Source organism: Pigmentiphaga sp. NML030171 (assembly GCF_002188635.1).
Lineage (GTDB): Bacteria > Pseudomonadota > Gammaproteobacteria > Burkholderiales > Burkholderiaceae_B > Pigmentiphaga > Pigmentiphaga daeguensis.
In genome coordinates this window covers 79,499-94,407 of the sequence record NZ_NINX01000026.1, presented here as the reverse complement: position 1 = coordinate 94,407, position 14,909 = coordinate 79,499, and the positions used below count along the sequence as shown (strand labels likewise).

Genomic DNA, 14,909 nt, shown 5'->3' with positions numbered 1-14,909 from the left:
CGCTTCCAAGTGCCTGGCCCACTGCGCCTGCGCTTCCGACATCCTTGACTCCGTCTTCAATCATGACGGATTGAACTGTGCTCTTCATTTGCACTGGAAAATAGGATGGGGTTCATGGAGCAGTTACGTTCAAGCACCAGCCGCTCGATGCCGTTGGTGCGCAGTCGCACTTCGAGGTCATTGGGCGACTGGAAGGCGAAGTTCGGCGGCATGACCGTGTCGGATGCGCAGCGGCTCAAGGCCCTGGAAGCGGAGAATGCGCGGCTCAAGCGATTGCTAGCCGAGAGCATGCTGGACAATGCGGCGCTCAAGGATGTCCTCGGCCGAAAGTGGTGAGCCCGCAGGCGAAGCGAGCAGCAGTGATGCACGTCATGCAAGTGCATGGCTTAGGCGTCACCCGCGCCTGTGGGCTATTCGGCATCTCCCGGTCCTTGTACCGCTATGAATCGCGCCGCCCGGATGACCAGGCCCTACGGGACCGGCTATGTGAGCTGGCAGCCTGGAGTACGATTGATAACGGTCCTGAATTTGCAGGGAAAACGCTGGACGAATGGGCCTACAGGACAGGGCTGAAGCTGCACTTCATCGAACCAGGCAAGCCGCAGCAAAATGCCTATATCGAGAGCTTCAACGGCAAATTCCGTGACGAATGCCTGAACGAGCACTGGTTCGTCTCGATGCGTCACGCAAGGGAAACGATTGCGGATTGGTGCCAGGAATACAATAACGACCGGCCGCACAGTTCGCTCGGGTATCTGACGCCCAAGCAGTTTGCAGACAGTTTTTTAACCGCAGACTCTAATTTGATTTCGTACTAAATTGGGGAGCAGGTCAGTGTGACCCCCATCCTGCAGCGTGACCTGATTGGGTCAAGGCCGAGTTGTCATGCAGGCAGTTTGGCTGCAAGCAGTTCGACCTTCTCGATATTGGGCGGAGAACTGAGCAAGGTCGCGGCGTTGGCCATCAAGGCCGCGGCGATCTGGCCGTTCAGATGTGCTTGGCGACCTGCCTCATCGGCAAAGGCATCGAACACACCGAACGTCGAAGGGCCAAACTTCAATGCGAACCAGGCAGTGGTGCCGGACTCGGCGTTGGCGAGCGGCAGTGCGCTGGCCAGGAAGTCGGCAAGCGCAGCCTCCTGGCCGGGTTTGGCTTCGAGGCGAACAAACAGGGCGAGCTTGGTCATACTGTAATCCTTTGGGTAAATGGGTTAGGTGAAGGGATCGACGAGCCTGCAGTCTAAATCTTCATGACAGCCATCTCTATAGGCAATAATGACAACTTTGATATCATTGTTGCCATGAAACTCCACATCCTTGTTTGTGATGGCGTGTTTGATCTGGGGCTTGCGGCGCTCACTGACACAGTGGGCTTGGCCAATGCGATGTCGGGCTCGCTGCCACAGGCTCCCGCGCACATAGAGCTCACGCTGGTGGGCGTGCGGCGTCGCATCCGAACTGCGCAAGGCTTGACTGTCCCCGTGGTCACTGCGCATGGTGTGCCCGAACCAGACGTTGTGCTCGTGCCAGCGTTTGGCGACAAGATGCCTGACACGCTCTCGGCTCGGCTCACACGCCCCGACGTGCCCGATGCGGTCGCCATGCTACAGCAGTGGTCCACCGCTGGCGCGCACCTTGGTGCCGCTTGCACCGGTAGTTTCTTGCTTGCAGAGAGTGGCCTGCTTGATGGACATAGTGCCACGACGTCATGGTGGCTGGGGCCGATGTTTCGGCAGCGCTATCCGAACGTCACGCTGGACGAGTCACGCATGATCGTGAACTCGACACGCTTCACCACCGCGGGTGCCGCTTTGGCCCACGTCGACTTGGCCTTGCGCATCATCCGAGGGCGCAGTCCGGCGCTGGCGGCCCTGGTGGCACGCTATCTGCTGGTCGAGACACGCAGTTCGCAAGCCGAGTTCGTGATTCCCGACCACCTTGCGCATGCCGACCCGATGGTGGAGCGCTTCGAGTGCTGGGCCAGACGTCGGCTCGCGCAGGGGTTCTCGCTGGCCGAGGCGGCCAGCGCCGCGGGCACAAGCGAGCGCACCTTGGCGCGGCGGCTGCAAAGCGTTTTGGGCAAGACACCGCTGTCGTATTTCCAGGACCTGCGCGTGGAGCATGCCGTCCATCTCTTGCGCACCGGAAACGCGAGCGTCGACCAAGTCGCCGCACAGGTCGGGTACTCGGATGGGGTGACCCTGCGGGCCCTGTTGCGCCGTAAGCTGGGCCGGGGTGTCAGGGAGTTGCGACGCGGTGGATGACCAGAGGCGTTTGGTGTATGTACGGCTGGAGACCGCCGGGAAACTGACGCAGGCCAAACGGCGCATTTTGACCTGACAAAACTACTGCCCGCCACGGCGCGCAAGCTCCAGTTTGACCCCGGACAAAGTTTTGCTGGCAATGTCGTGGTTGAGCAAATCAATACCTTGATTGAGCAACGCTGTGCACTGACGATTCGGCGGCTCACCGACCCCGCCGCCGACAATGATGCAGCCGCCGAGCCCACCGTTTGAACTACCGTGCGGACACGGGTTCGATTCAGGGTTTGGGAGTTGAACCGACATCCCATCGCAGACGAGTTTGATGCCCGTTTCCGGCGACTGAATCGCCCAGATGGCCGGCGGTGCCGCCGACGTTGCAAATCGTCGGTACTTGTCGATATCTACCGACGAATCGGAACATTTCTCAGCTGACACTGACCTGGGCCACAACGGTCTTGGTCGAGGTCGCCAGGCACGACTCCTCGTATGCCTCAATGTCGGCCTGCCGGTAGAGCACGCGCCCGCAGAGCTTCAGAAACTTGGGGCCGATCCCCGCGCTGCGCCAGCGCTCAAGGGTGGCCTCACTGATACTCCAGCGGGCAGCGAGTTGTTTTTGATTGAGGTGAGCGACTTCCATCTTGGTCTCCGTCCGAACGAGTTGGCAGGAGTCCATGAAGGCGCTGTTCCGGCCGCGAGCCAAGGCAATTCCAGGAAGCGCCGCTACTCGGGCAGATCATTCAGCTCGTAGCTGGTGCTACGCCCGCCGGCATCCGATTTGCGCAGCACGCCCCGCGTCAGCAGATCGTTGATGTCGCGCAGTGCCGTGTCCGGCGAGCATTTGGCGATGGCCGCCCACTTGCTGCTGGTGAGCTTGCCCTCGAAACCATCGAGCAGCTTGTTCAGCAATTTCACCTGCCGCTCGTTCAACGGGGTCGTCGCCCAGCGCTGCCAGAACCGCGCTTTCGTCAGGACAGCGTCCAGCGTGTGCTGGGCCTGGTCGACGGCGCGATGAAGCGTGTCGAGGAACCACGCAAGCCACTCGGTGACATCCATCGACCGCTTCTGCGTACTCTCCAGGATGTCGTAGTAAGCCTTGCGTTCGCGCTGGATCTGCGCCGACAAACTGTAGAAGCGTTGCGGGCTGCCATCGGCACGCGCCAGCAGCAGATCGCCAATGGCCCGGGCGATACGGCCATTGCCATCATCGAATGGATGCAGAGTGACGAACCACAGATGGCCAAGGCCTGCCTTGAGCAGTGGCGGTTCGTTTGATGTGCCATTCAGCCAGTCGAGGAAGCGGCTGGTTTCGGTCTCGAGGCGATCGGCCGGCGGTGCTTCGAAATGCACCCGCTGGCGGCCGATGGGTCCGGACACCACCTGCATCGGGCCGGTGGCATCGTCGCGCCAGCCGCCGACGTTGATCTTGGAGAGCCCAGAATAGCCGGTAGGAAACAGTGCGGCATGCCAGCCGAACAGACGCTCACGCGACACCAGTGCCTGGCAGTTGGCGGTGGCATCAAGCACCATCTCGACCACGCCTTCGACATGCCGATCGACCGGAGCGAGCGCGCCGATGTCAACGCCCAACCTGCGGGCGATGGACGAGCGCACAGATTCAACGTTGAGCTGCTCGCCTTCGATCTCGCTGGTCTTGACCACGTCCTCGGTGAGCGCCGCGAGACTCGCTTGGTCACGCAAGGCCATGCCGACGTCAGCCAAACGCCCCATCAAGAGCCCTTGGGCACGACTGACCTCAGCCATGGGCTCGGCCAGCGCCGCCAGGTCGAAGCGCCAGTTTGGCCAGTCACTGGCCTGCCAGATGTATTTGTATTCGCCGCTATTCATGCGGAGATTATGGACTGCAATCTCCGCACGCGCAACTCAATCGCCGCGCATTGTGCGGTGAATGTGGTCACCATTCGCCGCATGACGGATCGCCTTGCCCCAGGAATGGGTGTAAATGGGTGTGTTATTGGCTGTGGCAACGGACGCGGGTTCAGTTCCCGTTTCGGGAATTGAACTGGCCACGGAAAGCAGACGAGGTTGAGGCCGTATTCCGACTACCAATCAGTCCGAAAAACCTGCTTGATTGTCCACTGCCGACGGGCGTACCGTCAGGCTTTTCGCTCCGGTTCGCACTGGTTCGCAGCAACCCGCAGCGCTTCGATTCCGTACTTTCAATAGTCGTTTGATGCGGGGTACCACCCCACCACCATATACCGCCAGCATCTGGCGCCAGAATCCCCAGGAAAGCCTTGGCTGTCCTGGGGATTTTTTTCGTCCGTGTACGGCTCAGCCCTGCCCGCCCATCGCCGGATCGCTTACCGCATGCTCGCCCGTTTCGACGCGGCCGGCAAAGCGCCTGCGGAAGGCCGCGTCGGCGCTGCAGCTGACTTCGAAGTCATACCAGCGACCGCTGCCGGCCAACTCCCAGTGCAGGGACTCCTGGGCGCCGGGCGCCACCGTAACGGTCCAGGGGCCATCCTCGCGGTAGGCCCTGGCCGCGACCGTGAAGGTGCAGGCCTGGGTGCCGCCGTTCATCAGCTCCGCGTAGACGTTCCCGTTGGCGATGTCGTAGCAGACGCGGATTTCGGGCTGCACGCCGGTATCGGCGATACGCGCGGTGTCGCCGATGAAGTGACGATGGTAGCCGTTGGGGCCCAGTACCCACAGGTCGTAGCGGCCCAGATTGTCCAGTCCCGCGTTCCAGGTGTCGTCCAGCGTCTTGCCCGCTTCCACCGTATACCGGCGCGGGATCCGGTCCAGGTGATGGCGGTCATAGACGTGGAACACCGCTCCCTGCTTGCCGGTATTCGAGAACAGCAGCTTCACCTGGCCGTCCGGTCCGCAGCGCGCGCTGGTATGCAGTTCGTACGGCAAGGCCCGCGACGGGCGCGTGCCGCTCGCCTGGATCGGCATCTGCAGGTCGGACGGCAAGGGCATGGCGGGCAGCGATTGCTGGCTGGAACGCAGTTGGTCCGCGGCCGCGCGCGTGCTGCGGCCGCCCAGCGTAGGCAATGCCTCGTCGTTGGGCGTGGCGAAGTTGAAGGCGCTGGTCAGGTCGCCGCAGACCGCGCGGCGGAACGGGCTGATGTGGGGCTCTTCCACGCCGAAGCGCGCTTCCAGGAAGCGCAGCACCGAAGTGTGGTCGAACACTTGCGAATTGACCCAGCCGCCACGGCTCCACGGCGAGATCACGTACATCGGCACGCGCGGCCCGGGGCCGAAGACGCGGCCGTCCGGAGCGGGCTGGCGGGTGCTGCCGGCCGGCGCGGGCTGCGTGTAGTACTCGGAGGCCAGGCTCGCCTCCGGCAGCGTGGTCTTGCCCGCCAGGGAGAGGTCGGCGTTGCGCGACGGCGGCGACGGCGACGGCACGTGGTCGAAGTAGCCGTCGTTCTCGTCGAAGTTGACCAGCAATACCGTCTTGCTCCAGACCTCCGGTACCGCGGTCAGCGCCTCCAGCACTTCCTGGAGGAACCAGGCGCCCTGCACGGGACTGGACGGTCCCGGGTGCTCGCAATAGATGGACGGCGCATTGATCCAGGAAACCTGCGGCAGGCGGCCTTCGCGGATGTCGCGACGGAAGGCGTCCAGGTAGGAATCCGGCGTGGTGCCCGGCAAGGTATTGGCGATGCCCTTGTACAACGGGTTGCGAGCGTTGTCCGTGGCGGGATCGTAGGCGTGATAGGGCAGGCTCTGGCCCGTGTTGGAATACGGAGCATTCGGCGCGCCGCCGCTCGACACGGGGAAGCCCGACGCCAGGTTGGCGGCACGGAACTGGCGGAAGGCGCCCAGCATGTTGTCGCCCCACTCGTCGGGCATGTTCTGGTAGCAGATCCAGCTGATGCCGGCATCCTCCAGGCGTTCGGCATAGGTCTTCCAGGTATAGCCGATCGCGTCCGAGCCCGGCGTGCCGGGAATGGCGTCCCACTCGTTCGTGACGTAAGCCACGTTCTGCGCGGTCGGCCCGTTGGTGCCGGTGAGATGGAACGACCGGTTGGCGTCGGTGCCCGTGTGCATCGAGCAATGATAGGCGTCACAGAGGGTGAATGCATTGGCCAGGGCAAACTGGAAGGGGATTTCCTGTTCCTTGAAATAGCCCATGGACGTATTGGTCTTGTGGCGCGCCCATTGGCTCATGCGGCCGTTGTCCCAGGCAAGCTGGCTGTCGCCCCAGTCGTGCGGGGTGCCGCTGACGCGCTGCGCGTTGTTGGCCGTCCCGTCCAGGTGATAAGGCGTGAGCAGCGCGCCGTTGCTGCGCTCCTGCTGCCAGACCTTGCGGCCGTTGATCATGGGAATGGTGAAGCGATCGCCGAAGCCGCGCACGCCCTTGAGCGTGCCGAAGTAATGATCGAACGACCGATTCTCCTGCATCAGGATCACGACGTGCTCGACGTCCCGGATGGTGCCGGTCTTGTTGTTGGCGGGGATGGCCAGCGCCTTGCGGATGCTGGGCGGAAAGGTGGCGAGTACGCCGGCGGCGAGGCCGGCGCCCGAGGTGGCTTGCAGAAATCGGCGGCGGGAAGTCATGGATGTCCGTGCGTGGGTCGTGGGAAACGTCGTGCAGCCGTTACGGCGCGCAGCGCAGGTCAGGTTTCGATGGCGTGGTGGGCGGCTGCTCTGTCCCCGGGCCGGAGGAAGGCGGCGATGAATCGTCATCGCTGCCACAGGCGGTCAGGAATGTGGCGACGGCAAGCGCCACGGCGAAGGCTCGCGCAAAGATCGGTATGGGCATGGGTGGGCAGAGTAAAAGGGATGCGACAGGCCAGGCACGAGAAATGTGCGGCGGTGCAAGCCTAGAAAGCCCAGGTGACAACGGGGTGAAAATCGGACGCCGGATTCGCAACGAAATGCGAGCGCGCGGACCGCCGCGCCAGGCAACGCCGACTCAGATATCGGGGATCAGCCGCTTGCCCAGGCTCACCGCGTCGTCCTGCGCGTACCCCAGTGCCCGGTAGAAATCGATGACCTGGCCGTTGGCCGTGCGCACCAACAGGTTGATCTTCGGGCACCCGCGTTCGATCAGGAGCTGTTCCGCATGCGCCATCAAGCGACGGCCGTGGCCGCATCGCTGGTGGCCGGGATGCACCGCGAGGTAATACACCCAGCCGCGGTGTCCGTCGAAACCCACCATGGCCGACGCGATGGGCGCCCCGTCGGACTCCCCGACGAGGAACAACTCGGGCTGCGCGGTCAGCTTGCGCTCGATGTCCTTCCTGGGATCATTCCAGGGCCGCGTCAGCCCACAGGCCTGCCACAGGGCGATAATGGCCGCTTCGTCGGCGGGTCGGTACGAACGAATAAGCATGTTTTCCGGCACTTGCAAGAGTACGGTTGGTGGGCGGATGACTTTTATACTATGGCCATTGCCACGGCAGTCCGCGCTCGTGCCGGACCGTCCAGGATCGCGTACCCCCTCCATACAGGACCGCCATGCTGAGACTCGCCCTCCTCGCCGCCTGCGCGCTGGCCGCGCACAATGCCATGGCCTCGTGCATGCCGCGCACCGACGACGAATTGAAAGCCATGAGCGATGCCGACCTGAAGGCCGCCTATTGCGAGGCGCGTGCGCAGTCGGCGGGGCGTGCGGCTCCCGCGGTACCGTCCCTGCCCTCGTTGCCAGGCGGGCCGAACGCCGGACCGCGCACCGTCGCGCCCGCCGCCAATGCCTGCCTGACCGCCACCTTGCAGCTCGTGCGGGTCATGGAGGCGCGGAAGATCGATGTCGACCGGGCTCGGGCAAACTGCGCCAAATAGGACCATTCCCCCCTTTCCGACTCAACCGCGCCCGGCTTCGCGAAGCCTGCGCCCGACCGATGACTGCCATGAAAATCGCCGCCCCCCTGATATTGTTCGCCGCGCTGGCGATCCGGCCGGCCCATGCCGCCGAACCCTGGACAGGCGCGTTCTGGAACGAACAATGCGCCGCGGGCGCCAGTGGAGACGCCTCGCTGGGCTGTTCGGCATTCGTGATGGGCGCGATCGACGGCATGCGCGTCCAGTCCATGGCCACCAGGACGCCGCTGCCGTTCTGCGCGCCCGGCAATGTGTCCACCGGACGCACGGTCGAGCTCTTCCGGCAGCGGCTGGCCAGCCGGCCGCAGGATCACGGCCTGCCCGCCGTGGTGATATTGGTGAACGCGCTGGGCGACGCCTATCCCTGCAAGCAATAGGCACCGCGGGGACGAAAAAAAACGCCCGGCCTGAAGCCGGGCGGTGGAATGCCCCTGCCTGGCCGCCTAGAACCGCGCGCCTGAGTGGGCAATCGCGTCCAGGCTCTGCCGCAGGGCCTCGCGCGCCTGGGCGGCCGCGTCGGTCTCGCCGGCACTGGTCTTGGCCATGCGGGTGGCATCCGCCGTTCCCTCGTAGGGCAGCGGCGGCTCCGCGCAGGTGCTGCTGCGCCCCGGCACCACGCCGTTGGCGAAATAGGTGCCGATCGTCGCGTCGACGCAGGCATTGCTTTCCGGCACCACGCCATGCGAGTAGGCGCCGGTAACCAGGACCAGGTGCGCCTGCGGCAGTTGGTCGAAAGAACGCCGGGCGCCTTCTGTCGCGGTCTGGGCGTCGAACTCGCTTTGCAGCATCAGGATGGGAGCCGACGAGCCGGCGCGCGACAGCGGCGGCTTGGCGACCGAAGGCCCGCCCCAGGTCGCGCACAGGCTGCGCGTGACCGAGCCGCCCTCGTAGGGATAGCGGGCCGCCATCTCGTTGCCCAGCTTCACCCAGTATTGCGGATCGGTGCTCGTGGCCACCGTGTCGTTGCACACCACGGTGTTGAACACGGAGTTGAAGGTACTGAGCTCCACGGGCGAGGCCGTCGGTTCGTAGGCCAGAAGATACGGCTGCAGCATGGCCTGGGCCAGCCCCCGGACCTCGGCATCGTCGCCGAAGGAATCCGGCACGAACTCGTAATCCATCAATTTCGCGTCCAGCACCGTGAAGTTACGGATGTCGTCCGGGTTGTCGGTCAGGATCTGGTTCATGCCGCGTGCGGCAGCGATGAGCTGCGCGCCCTTGGCCACGCGATGGGTCTTGCTGAGGATCGCGTGCAGGCTTGCCTGCTGGCCGAACGCCACCCGCATGGGTTCGGGCAGGGTGCGATAGACGTTCGCGATCTCGGCTGCGTTGGTGCCTATCCCGAAGCGGTCGGGATGGCGGGCCGCGAAGGGCGCGATGAATTCGTCCAGCACCCGCTGCATGGCCATGGGCTGCATCACGACGTTGACGTCGATGTTGCCGGTGACGTCCATGGAACTGTCCAGCACCATGCGCCCGACCCGCTCGGGGAACAGCGACGCATACCAGGCACCCAGCCAGGTGCCGTAGGAAATGCCGACGTAGTTGAACTTGGCGTCGCCCAGCAGTTCGCGGATCAGGTCCATGTCGCGGACCGTGGCGTCGGTATTGATGTACTTGACCAGCGGATTGCGCAGGCAGGCATCGCCCAGCGCATTGGCATTGAACAGCATGGCCGCGACGTTGGCCTCGCTGCGGTCCGAACTATGATGCTCCGGCCTGAGCATGCCGCTCGTGCCGCAGTACATGCGGCTGCTGGCCCCTACGCCGCGCGGCGAAAAGCCGATCATGTCGTAGCGCTGGACGATCGTGCGAAGCTGTTGTCCCGTGGTCGTGGACGCGCTGGCGTTGCCCCACAGCGCGGCCAGGTTCAGCGACCAGCCCAGGCCGTCGCCGCCGGGGCCGCCCGGATTGACCAGGATGGCGCCCAGCCGCTGCGTGGGCTCGCCCGCCGCCACGCGGGACACGGCCACGACGGCATCGCCCTTCGTGGGATTCGAGTAGTCGAGCGGCACGCGTATGGTCGCGCAGCTCAAGCGGTCCCTCAGGGTGATATAGGCGGGGGATTCGCCACCCAGGGTTTCGGGATCGCAGGCCTGCCAGTTGACGACCTGGTCGCGGTACGGTTGCAAGGGATCGACCGGGGGCGGAACCGCCCCGTCGCCGCCGCAGGCACCCAGCGCGGCCAGCACTGCCGCCGCCAACCCGGCGGCCATGGCGCGTGCCCGCAAATTCGAGAATTCACAAAGTCGTCCCAATTCGATACCCCCGGTTGCTTATTTATCAATTTGTTTCATTTAACCCTATTATCGGGGGACGCCTTTTCAAGAGCAAGCGCGAGTGTTTTGCCCCCCTCGCCAACTTGGATCTATGCTGGATGGCTATGAAGGAGTCCATCATGCCCACCCCCCTCGCCGCTTCCGAAACGGTCGACCACCCCCGCGACGTCGAACGCATCGTGGCCGGGCGCGCCACGTCGGACGGCGCCGGCGTCAAGCTCACCCGGGTCATCGACCAGCACCTGCAACGCCGCCTGGATCCGTTCCTGATGCTGGACGCGTTCGGCACCGACAATCCCGAGGACTACATCGCGGGCTTCCCCGACCATCCGCACCGCGGCTTCGAGACCATCACCTACATGATCGCGGGCCGCATGCGCCACCGGGACAGCGCCGGGCACGAGGGCCTGCTGGAGAACGGCGGCGTGCAATGGATGACCGCGGGCCGGGGGGTGATCCACTCCGAGCTCCCGCAGCAGGAAGAAGGCGTGATGGAAGGTTTCCAGCTCTGGCTGAACCTGCCCGCGCGCGACAAGATGTCGACGCCCTGGTATCGCGATTTCCAGGCCGCGGACCTGCCCCGCGCCAGAACCGCCTCGGGCGTCGAGGCAACCGTCATCGCGGGCCGCAGCCACGGTGTCGAAGGCGCCGTGTCCCGTCCCGCCACCGACCCGTATTACCTTGACGTGCACCTGCCGGCAGACACGCAATTCCGGCAGCCCCTGCCTCCCGGCCACAATGCCTTCGTCTACGTGTATCGAGGCAGTGTCGCCATCGGCGCCACCCGGATCGAGTCCGGCCGCATGGCCATCCTGGCCAACACGCCCGAGGCCGACGGCGTCGTCCTGGCCGCGCATGGCGGACCGGCACGCGCGCTGTTGATCGCGGGACACCCGCTGCGCGAGCCCATCGCGCAGTACGGACCGTTCGTCATGAATGACCAGCAGGAAATCTTCCAGGCGCTGAGCGACTTTCGCGACGGCCGCCTGGCTTGAGAAACACCGAGATGAAACCCGACATCGAATTGCACCGGGTCTACGACCACGCGGACGTCGCGCCGGGCCGCTACCGTGTCCTGGTGGACCGGTTGTGGCCCCGCGGCGTCCGCCGCGAGGACCTGGTCTACGACGCCTGGCCCAAGGACCTCGCGCCCAGTCCCGAACTGCGCCGCTGGTTCGGCCATCGTCCCGACCGGTGGGCCGAGTTCCACCAGCGCTATGCGTCCGAGCTCGGCGGCGATGCGCAGCGGCAGGAATTGTCCGCGCTGCTGCGCGATGCCGGTGGCCGCCCGATCACCTTGCTGTACGGCGCGAAGGACCCGGACCACAACCATGCGCTCGTGCTGCGCGACGCGCTGCTGCGCGCGGCCCGCCATTCCTCATGACCATGCTGACGCTGTTCGTGGAGTACCGTCCCACTCCCGTGGGGCAGATGCTCATCCTGACCGATGGCGACGGCCGCCTGCGGGCGGTCGATTGGGAAGACTACCAGCCGCGCATGCATGAACTGCTCGGCCATCACTACGGCAAGCAGGGTTACGCGCTGCGCGACAGAGACACCCCCAGCGAGGCCAGCCGGCGCCTGGAGGCCTACATGGCGGGCGAATTGCCGGCCATCGACGACCTCGAGGTGGCCACCGCCGGAACGGACTTCCAGCGCGACGTCTGGCGCGAACTCCGGCGCATCCCGGTCGGACAAACCATCAGCTACTCCGAACTCGCCTGCCGCATCGGGCGGCCCAAGGCGGTACGTGCGGTGGGGCTGGCCAACGGCGCCAACCCGGTCAGCATCGTCGTCCCCTGCCACCGCGTCATCGGCGCCAACGCCAGCCTTACCGGTTACGGCGGCGGGTTGCACCGCAAGGTCTGGCTGCTGGAACACGAAGGGGTCCGGCTGGCGCCGCGCGAGAGCCGCCGCCAGCCGGGCCTGTTCTGACGCCCCTTTACCCGGGGCGCCGCCCGGACGATGTCTACCGTTTCATCTTGGCGTTGTCGTGCGTGGACTTGATCAGGCTTTGCAGTTCCTTGCCCTTGGCCAGATGCTGCTGAAGGTTGGGCAGCGTCTTGGCGGCGAACGCCTTCACATCCGCGTCCTCGGCGTCCTTGGCGGCCTTTTCGAACAGCTTGACCGCGTCCTCGTGCGCGTCCACCGCGATGTCGTCGGCGTACTCCTTGTCGAAGTCAGGGCCGCTCTTCTTCTGCAGGTCGCTCAGCGCCGAACGCACCTTGCGGGTAGGCTCGGCCGGCAGCTGCACGCCCTTGCTGGAAGCGAGCGTCTTCAGCTCGCCGTCCACCTTCGTGTGGTCGTCCACCATCATCTTGGCGAAACTCTTCACATCGGGGTGGGAGCCGTTGCGCTCGGCGATCTGGCTGGCGCCGATCTCCAGTTGTCCGCTTTCCGCGGCATCTTGTAGAAAGCGCGCGTCCTTGCGGGCAAGATCGGCGGCGGCGGCCGAGCCGGCGCCGAACGCCAGGGCAACGGCCAATACGGCGGTCTGCAATCGATGCATGGCAATTCTCCTGTGATGAAGACCCTGGAGGCTCAGCAATCCGCATACCCGGGCAGCCCGGCCATCGGATCGCGGTTCCCTATTTGGGCCCTTCCCGCTTCTCCAGAACGGCGGGGGTATCGTCCTGCGGCGCGCTCAGGCCGGGCCGGTCCTGCCGCGGGTCCGGCTGCGGCGACCCGTCGTAGCTGGTGGCCGGCTTGTGCTCGGCCCGCCTGGATGGCGGCGCACCGTCCTCGGCACCGGTGCTTTCGGGCAGCGACGCGAGCTGCCCCACGCCCTGCTCGTTCGACGGGCGCAGTTTCTCGTCCTCTTTCTTCGATTCCATGATGTGCTCACTCGATGTGCGGTTGGCCGCTCCTGCCAGCAAGCCCCGTTCCTCGCACACGGCGGTATAGTTGTCGCTCCCCGCCTTCACCCGAGACCCGCACCCATGGCCAGACTCCTGTACGACCTTGCCGGCGCCAATCCCGACTTCCGCTTCAGCCCCTATTGCTGGCGCGCGCGGCTGGCGCTGGCGCACAAGGGCCTGGAGGTGGAAACCGTGCCGTGGCGCTTCACCGAAAAGGACAAGCTCGCGTTCTCGGGGCAGGGCCGCGTGCCGGTGCTGGTCGACGGCGACCGGGTCGTGCCCGACTCCTGGCAGATCGCGCTGTACCTTGAAGCGACCTATCCCGACGCCCCGTCGCTGTTCGGCGGGCCGCAGGCCCAGGCCATCGCCAGGTTCGTCAACAGCTGGGCCGATTCCGTGCAACTGCCCGGGCTCACGCGGCTGGTGCTGGTCGACATCCCCGCCACGCTGCACGAAAACGACGTGCCCTACTTCCACAGCAGCCGCGAGCAGCGCATGGGCATGCCCGTGGCCGCCGTCTGCGCCGACCGCGACACCCGCGTCGAGGAATTCCGGGCCAGCCTGACACCGCTGCGGCTGGTGCTCAAGACCCAGCCCTTCCTGTGCGGCGAGGCTCCCGCCTATGCCGACCACATCGTCTTCGGCGGCTTCCAGTGGGCGCGCTGCGTCAGCGACTTTCCCGTTCTTGCGGAAGGCGACGTCGTCGCGCAATGGCTGGAACGCATGCTCGAGGCCGCCGGTCCGGCGGCACGCCGCATGCCTTCGCTGCGGTCCTGAGCCCGGCACGTCCAACTGCAACATCGCTTGTACACGGGCGGTTCGCCCTCATATCCTTTGCCATCCGGCGCGGCGCAGGACGGTGCCCGCGCCTTGCTCCGACACGTTCCTGAAGCATCCGTCGCCTACGATGATCGATAGTATTTTACGATCAACCATATTGAATCAATCAATTTGATCAATTATCCAGTGACGTATACCATTCATATACGTCTTTTCAACCCAGCAAGAGAGGAAACCACAATGTCTCTAGTCAATACTCAGGTCAAGCCGTTCAAAGCGACCGCCTTCAAGGAAGGCAAGTTCATTGAAGTCACCGACCAGACCCTGAAGGGCAAGTGGGCCGTGGTGGTGTTCTATCCGGCCGACTTCACCTTCGTGTGCCCGACCGAGCTGGAAGACCTGGCCGACAACTACGCCGAATTCCAGAAGCTGGGCGTCGAGGTGTACTCGGTCTCGACCGACACCCATTTCTCGCACAAGGCCTGGCACGACACCTCGCCCGCCATCGGCAAGATCAAGTACGCGATGATCGGCGACCCCACCTGGGAAGTCACCCAGAACTTCGAAGTCCTGCGTGAAGGCCAGGGCCTGGCCGACCGCGGTACCTTCATCATCGACCCGCAAGGCGTGATCCAGGCCGTGGAAGTGACCGCCGAAGGCATCGGCCGCGACGCCAAGGAACTGCTGCGCAAGGTCAAGGCCGCCATCTACGTGGCCAACCACCCGGGCGAAGTCTGCCCCGCCAAGTGGAAGGAAGGCGAGAAGACGCTGGCTCCTTCGCTGGACCTGGTCGGCAAGATCTAAGTCCCGCCCGCCGTTCGATGGCGGCGCCGCGCCGCGGGGCCGCCATCCGGCACGGAACGTAGCAGTCAAGCAGTAGAAAGGCAGTACCGCCCGGCACGCCACAAGCGAGCCGGGCGCCATCCGAGAACA

Annotated in this window: 18 protein-coding genes and 1 pseudogene; 10 read left to right on the top strand and 9 right to left on the bottom strand. The window is 64.9% G+C overall.

Annotated elements, in window-relative coordinates:
* Positions 1 to 189: 189 nt before the first annotated feature.
* Both CDO46_RS09170 and CDO46_RS09165 read left to right on the top strand, forming a co-directional pair.
* Positions 190 to 353: pseudogene (locus CDO46_RS09170) on the top strand (transposase); the annotation flags it as partial.
* A 9-nt stretch (positions 354 to 362) separates the two neighbouring features.
* Positions 363 to 818 carry an integrase core domain-containing protein gene (locus tag CDO46_RS09165; protein WP_087838243.1) on the top strand — a complete coding sequence of 152 codons (456 nt, stop codon included), beginning with the start codon at positions 363 to 365 and terminating at the stop codon, positions 816 to 818.
* Between the two features lie 65 nt (positions 819 to 883).
* Here the strand turns inward: CDO46_RS09165 and CDO46_RS09160 are convergent, their stop codons facing one another.
* Positions 884 to 1,186, bottom strand: coding sequence for a putative quinol monooxygenase (locus CDO46_RS09160; RefSeq protein ID WP_007182542.1), 303 nt, complete (start codon positions 1,184 to 1,186; stop codon positions 884 to 886).
* Positions 1,187 to 1,249: 63 nt separating this feature from the next.
* Here CDO46_RS09160 and CDO46_RS09155 point away from each other — a divergent pair, with 63 nt between their 5' ends.
* Positions 1,250 to 2,263: a GlxA family transcriptional regulator gene (locus tag CDO46_RS09155; protein ID WP_087838242.1), complete on the top strand. Its 1,014-nt coding sequence runs from the start codon at positions 1,250 to 1,252 to the stop codon at positions 2,261 to 2,263.
* An 81-nt stretch (positions 2,264 to 2,344) separates the two neighbouring features.
* Here the strand turns inward: CDO46_RS09155 and CDO46_RS28335 are convergent, their stop codons facing one another.
* The 5 genes from CDO46_RS28335 to CDO46_RS09130 all read right to left on the bottom strand — a co-directional run bounded on the left by CDO46_RS28335 (position 2,345) and on the right by CDO46_RS09130 (position 7,571).
* Positions 2,345 to 2,698 (bottom strand): hypothetical protein, encoded by a 354-nt coding sequence (locus CDO46_RS28335; protein WP_165963279.1) that lies wholly within the window; start codon positions 2,696 to 2,698, stop codon positions 2,345 to 2,347.
* On the bottom strand, positions 2,688 to 2,900 hold the full coding sequence (locus CDO46_RS09145) for an AlpA family transcriptional regulator (protein ID WP_041357364.1): 213 nt from the start codon (positions 2,898 to 2,900) through the stop codon (positions 2,688 to 2,690). Before CDO46_RS09145 ends, CDO46_RS28335 begins: the two co-directional genes overlap by 11 nt.
* A gap of 83 nt (positions 2,901 to 2,983) precedes the next feature.
* Positions 2,984 to 4,108 (bottom strand): Fic family protein, encoded by a 1,125-nt coding sequence (locus CDO46_RS09140; RefSeq protein WP_087838241.1) that lies wholly within the window; start codon positions 4,106 to 4,108, stop codon positions 2,984 to 2,986.
* A gap of 447 nt (positions 4,109 to 4,555) precedes the next feature.
* On the bottom strand, positions 4,556 to 6,793 hold the full coding sequence (locus tag CDO46_RS09135; RefSeq protein WP_087838240.1) for a phosphocholine-specific phospholipase C: 2,238 nt from the start codon (positions 6,791 to 6,793) through the stop codon (positions 4,556 to 4,558).
* 358 nt (positions 6,794 to 7,151) lie between these two features.
* Complete coding sequence (locus CDO46_RS09130; RefSeq protein WP_087838239.1) at positions 7,152 to 7,571, bottom strand: GNAT family acetyltransferase; 420 nt, start codon at positions 7,569 to 7,571, stop codon at positions 7,152 to 7,154.
* 125 nt (positions 7,572 to 7,696) lie between these two features.
* On the opposite strand from CDO46_RS09130, the gene CDO46_RS09125 reads away from it, so the two are divergent.
* Together CDO46_RS09125 and CDO46_RS09120 are read left to right on the top strand one after the other, a co-directional pair.
* A complete protein-coding gene (locus CDO46_RS09125; protein ID WP_087838238.1) occupies positions 7,697 to 8,020 on the top strand; it encodes a hypothetical protein in 324 nt (107 codons plus the stop codon).
* 68 nt (positions 8,021 to 8,088) lie between these two features.
* Positions 8,089 to 8,436: a Rap1a/Tai family immunity protein gene (locus CDO46_RS09120; RefSeq protein ID WP_087838237.1), complete on the top strand. Its 348-nt coding sequence runs from the start codon at positions 8,089 to 8,091 to the stop codon at positions 8,434 to 8,436.
* 66 nt (positions 8,437 to 8,502) lie between these two features.
* Here CDO46_RS09120 and CDO46_RS09115 read toward each other — a convergent pair whose 3' ends face one another.
* Positions 8,503 to 10,275 carry an alpha/beta hydrolase gene (locus CDO46_RS09115; protein WP_087838236.1) on the bottom strand — a complete coding sequence of 591 codons (1,773 nt, stop codon included), beginning with the start codon at positions 10,273 to 10,275 and terminating at the stop codon, positions 8,503 to 8,505.
* Between the two features lie 182 nt (positions 10,276 to 10,457).
* Here CDO46_RS09115 and CDO46_RS09110 point away from each other — a divergent pair, with 182 nt between their 5' ends.
* The 3 genes from CDO46_RS09110 to ogt are packed head-to-tail and all read left to right on the top strand — an operon-like array spanning position 10,458 to position 12,273.
* The gene (locus tag CDO46_RS09110; RefSeq protein ID WP_087838248.1) at positions 10,458 to 11,333 is read left to right on the top strand and encodes a pirin family protein; all 876 of its coding nucleotides are present in this window, start codon (positions 10,458 to 10,460) and stop codon (positions 11,331 to 11,333) included.
* Positions 11,334 to 11,344: 11 nt separating this feature from the next.
* Entirely contained in the window at positions 11,345 to 11,722 is a 378-nt protein-coding gene (locus CDO46_RS09105; protein WP_087838235.1) for a DUF488 domain-containing protein, read from the top strand.
* A complete protein-coding gene (gene ogt, locus CDO46_RS09100) occupies positions 11,719 to 12,273 on the top strand; it encodes a methylated-DNA--[protein]-cysteine S-methyltransferase (protein ID WP_176400689.1) in 555 nt (184 codons plus the stop codon). Before CDO46_RS09105 ends, ogt begins: the two co-directional genes overlap by 4 nt.
* A gap of 34 nt (positions 12,274 to 12,307) precedes the next feature.
* On the opposite strand, the gene CDO46_RS09095 is transcribed toward ogt, so the two are convergent.
* The gene (locus CDO46_RS09095; RefSeq protein ID WP_087838234.1) at positions 12,308 to 12,847 is read right to left on the bottom strand and encodes a DUF4142 domain-containing protein; all 540 of its coding nucleotides are present in this window, start codon (positions 12,845 to 12,847) and stop codon (positions 12,308 to 12,310) included.
* A gap of 79 nt (positions 12,848 to 12,926) precedes the next feature.
* Positions 12,927 to 13,172 (bottom strand): hypothetical protein, encoded by a 246-nt coding sequence (locus CDO46_RS09090; protein ID WP_132980378.1) that lies wholly within the window; start codon positions 13,170 to 13,172, stop codon positions 12,927 to 12,929.
* Positions 13,173 to 13,277: 105 nt separating this feature from the next.
* On the opposite strand from CDO46_RS09090, the gene CDO46_RS09085 reads away from it, so the two are divergent.
* A complete protein-coding gene (locus tag CDO46_RS09085) occupies positions 13,278 to 13,973 on the top strand; it encodes a glutathione S-transferase family protein (protein ID WP_087838232.1) in 696 nt (231 codons plus the stop codon).
* 243 nt (positions 13,974 to 14,216) lie between these two features.
* Positions 14,217 to 14,780 carry an alkyl hydroperoxide reductase subunit C gene (gene ahpC, locus CDO46_RS09080; protein WP_087838231.1) on the top strand — a complete coding sequence of 188 codons (564 nt, stop codon included), beginning with the start codon at positions 14,217 to 14,219 and terminating at the stop codon, positions 14,778 to 14,780.
* Positions 14,781 to 14,909: the final 129 nt, after the last annotated feature.

What these genes read in the sequence shown, in the direction of transcription:
- CDO46_RS09125 (WP_087838238.1), top strand. Translation starts at nt 7,697, where the DNA reads ATGCTGAGACTCGCCCTCCTCGCCGCCTGCGCGCTGGCCGCGCACAAT.
- CDO46_RS09145 (WP_041357364.1), bottom strand. Translation starts at nt 2,900, where the DNA reads ATGGAAGTCGCTCACCTCAATCAAAAACAACTCGCTGCCCGCTGGAGT.
- CDO46_RS09115 (WP_087838236.1), bottom strand. Translation starts at nt 10,275, where the DNA reads ATGGCCGCCGGGTTGGCGGCGGCAGTGCTGGCCGCGCTGGGTGCCTGC.
- CDO46_RS09090 (WP_132980378.1), bottom strand. Translation starts at nt 13,172, where the DNA reads ATGGAATCGAAGAAAGAGGACGAGAAACTGCGCCCGTCGAACGAGCAG.
- CDO46_RS09085 (WP_087838232.1), top strand. Translation starts at nt 13,278, where the DNA reads ATGGCCAGACTCCTGTACGACCTTGCCGGCGCCAATCCCGACTTCCGC.
- CDO46_RS09120 (WP_087838237.1), top strand. Translation starts at nt 8,089, where the DNA reads ATGAAAATCGCCGCCCCCCTGATATTGTTCGCCGCGCTGGCGATCCGG.
- ahpC (WP_087838231.1), top strand. Translation starts at nt 14,217, where the DNA reads ATGTCTCTAGTCAATACTCAGGTCAAGCCGTTCAAAGCGACCGCCTTC.
- CDO46_RS09095 (WP_087838234.1), bottom strand. Translation starts at nt 12,847, where the DNA reads ATGCATCGATTGCAGACCGCCGTATTGGCCGTTGCCCTGGCGTTCGGC.
- CDO46_RS09130 (WP_087838239.1), bottom strand. Translation starts at nt 7,571, where the DNA reads ATGCTTATTCGTTCGTACCGACCCGCCGACGAAGCGGCCATTATCGCC.
- CDO46_RS09110 (WP_087838248.1), top strand. Translation starts at nt 10,458, where the DNA reads ATGCCCACCCCCCTCGCCGCTTCCGAAACGGTCGACCACCCCCGCGAC.
- CDO46_RS09105 (WP_087838235.1), top strand. Translation starts at nt 11,345, where the DNA reads ATGAAACCCGACATCGAATTGCACCGGGTCTACGACCACGCGGACGTC.
- CDO46_RS09155 (WP_087838242.1), top strand. Translation starts at nt 1,250, where the DNA reads ATGACAGCCATCTCTATAGGCAATAATGACAACTTTGATATCATTGTT.
- CDO46_RS09165 (WP_087838243.1), top strand. Translation starts at nt 363, where the DNA reads ATGCACGTCATGCAAGTGCATGGCTTAGGCGTCACCCGCGCCTGTGGG.
- CDO46_RS09140 (WP_087838241.1), bottom strand. Translation starts at nt 4,108, where the DNA reads ATGAATAGCGGCGAATACAAATACATCTGGCAGGCCAGTGACTGGCCA.
- CDO46_RS09135 (WP_087838240.1), bottom strand. Translation starts at nt 6,793, where the DNA reads ATGACTTCCCGCCGCCGATTTCTGCAAGCCACCTCGGGCGCCGGCCTC.
- ogt (WP_176400689.1), top strand. Translation starts at nt 11,719, where the DNA reads ATGACCATGCTGACGCTGTTCGTGGAGTACCGTCCCACTCCCGTGGGG.
- CDO46_RS09160 (WP_007182542.1), bottom strand. Translation starts at nt 1,186, where the DNA reads ATGACCAAGCTCGCCCTGTTTGTTCGCCTCGAAGCCAAACCCGGCCAG.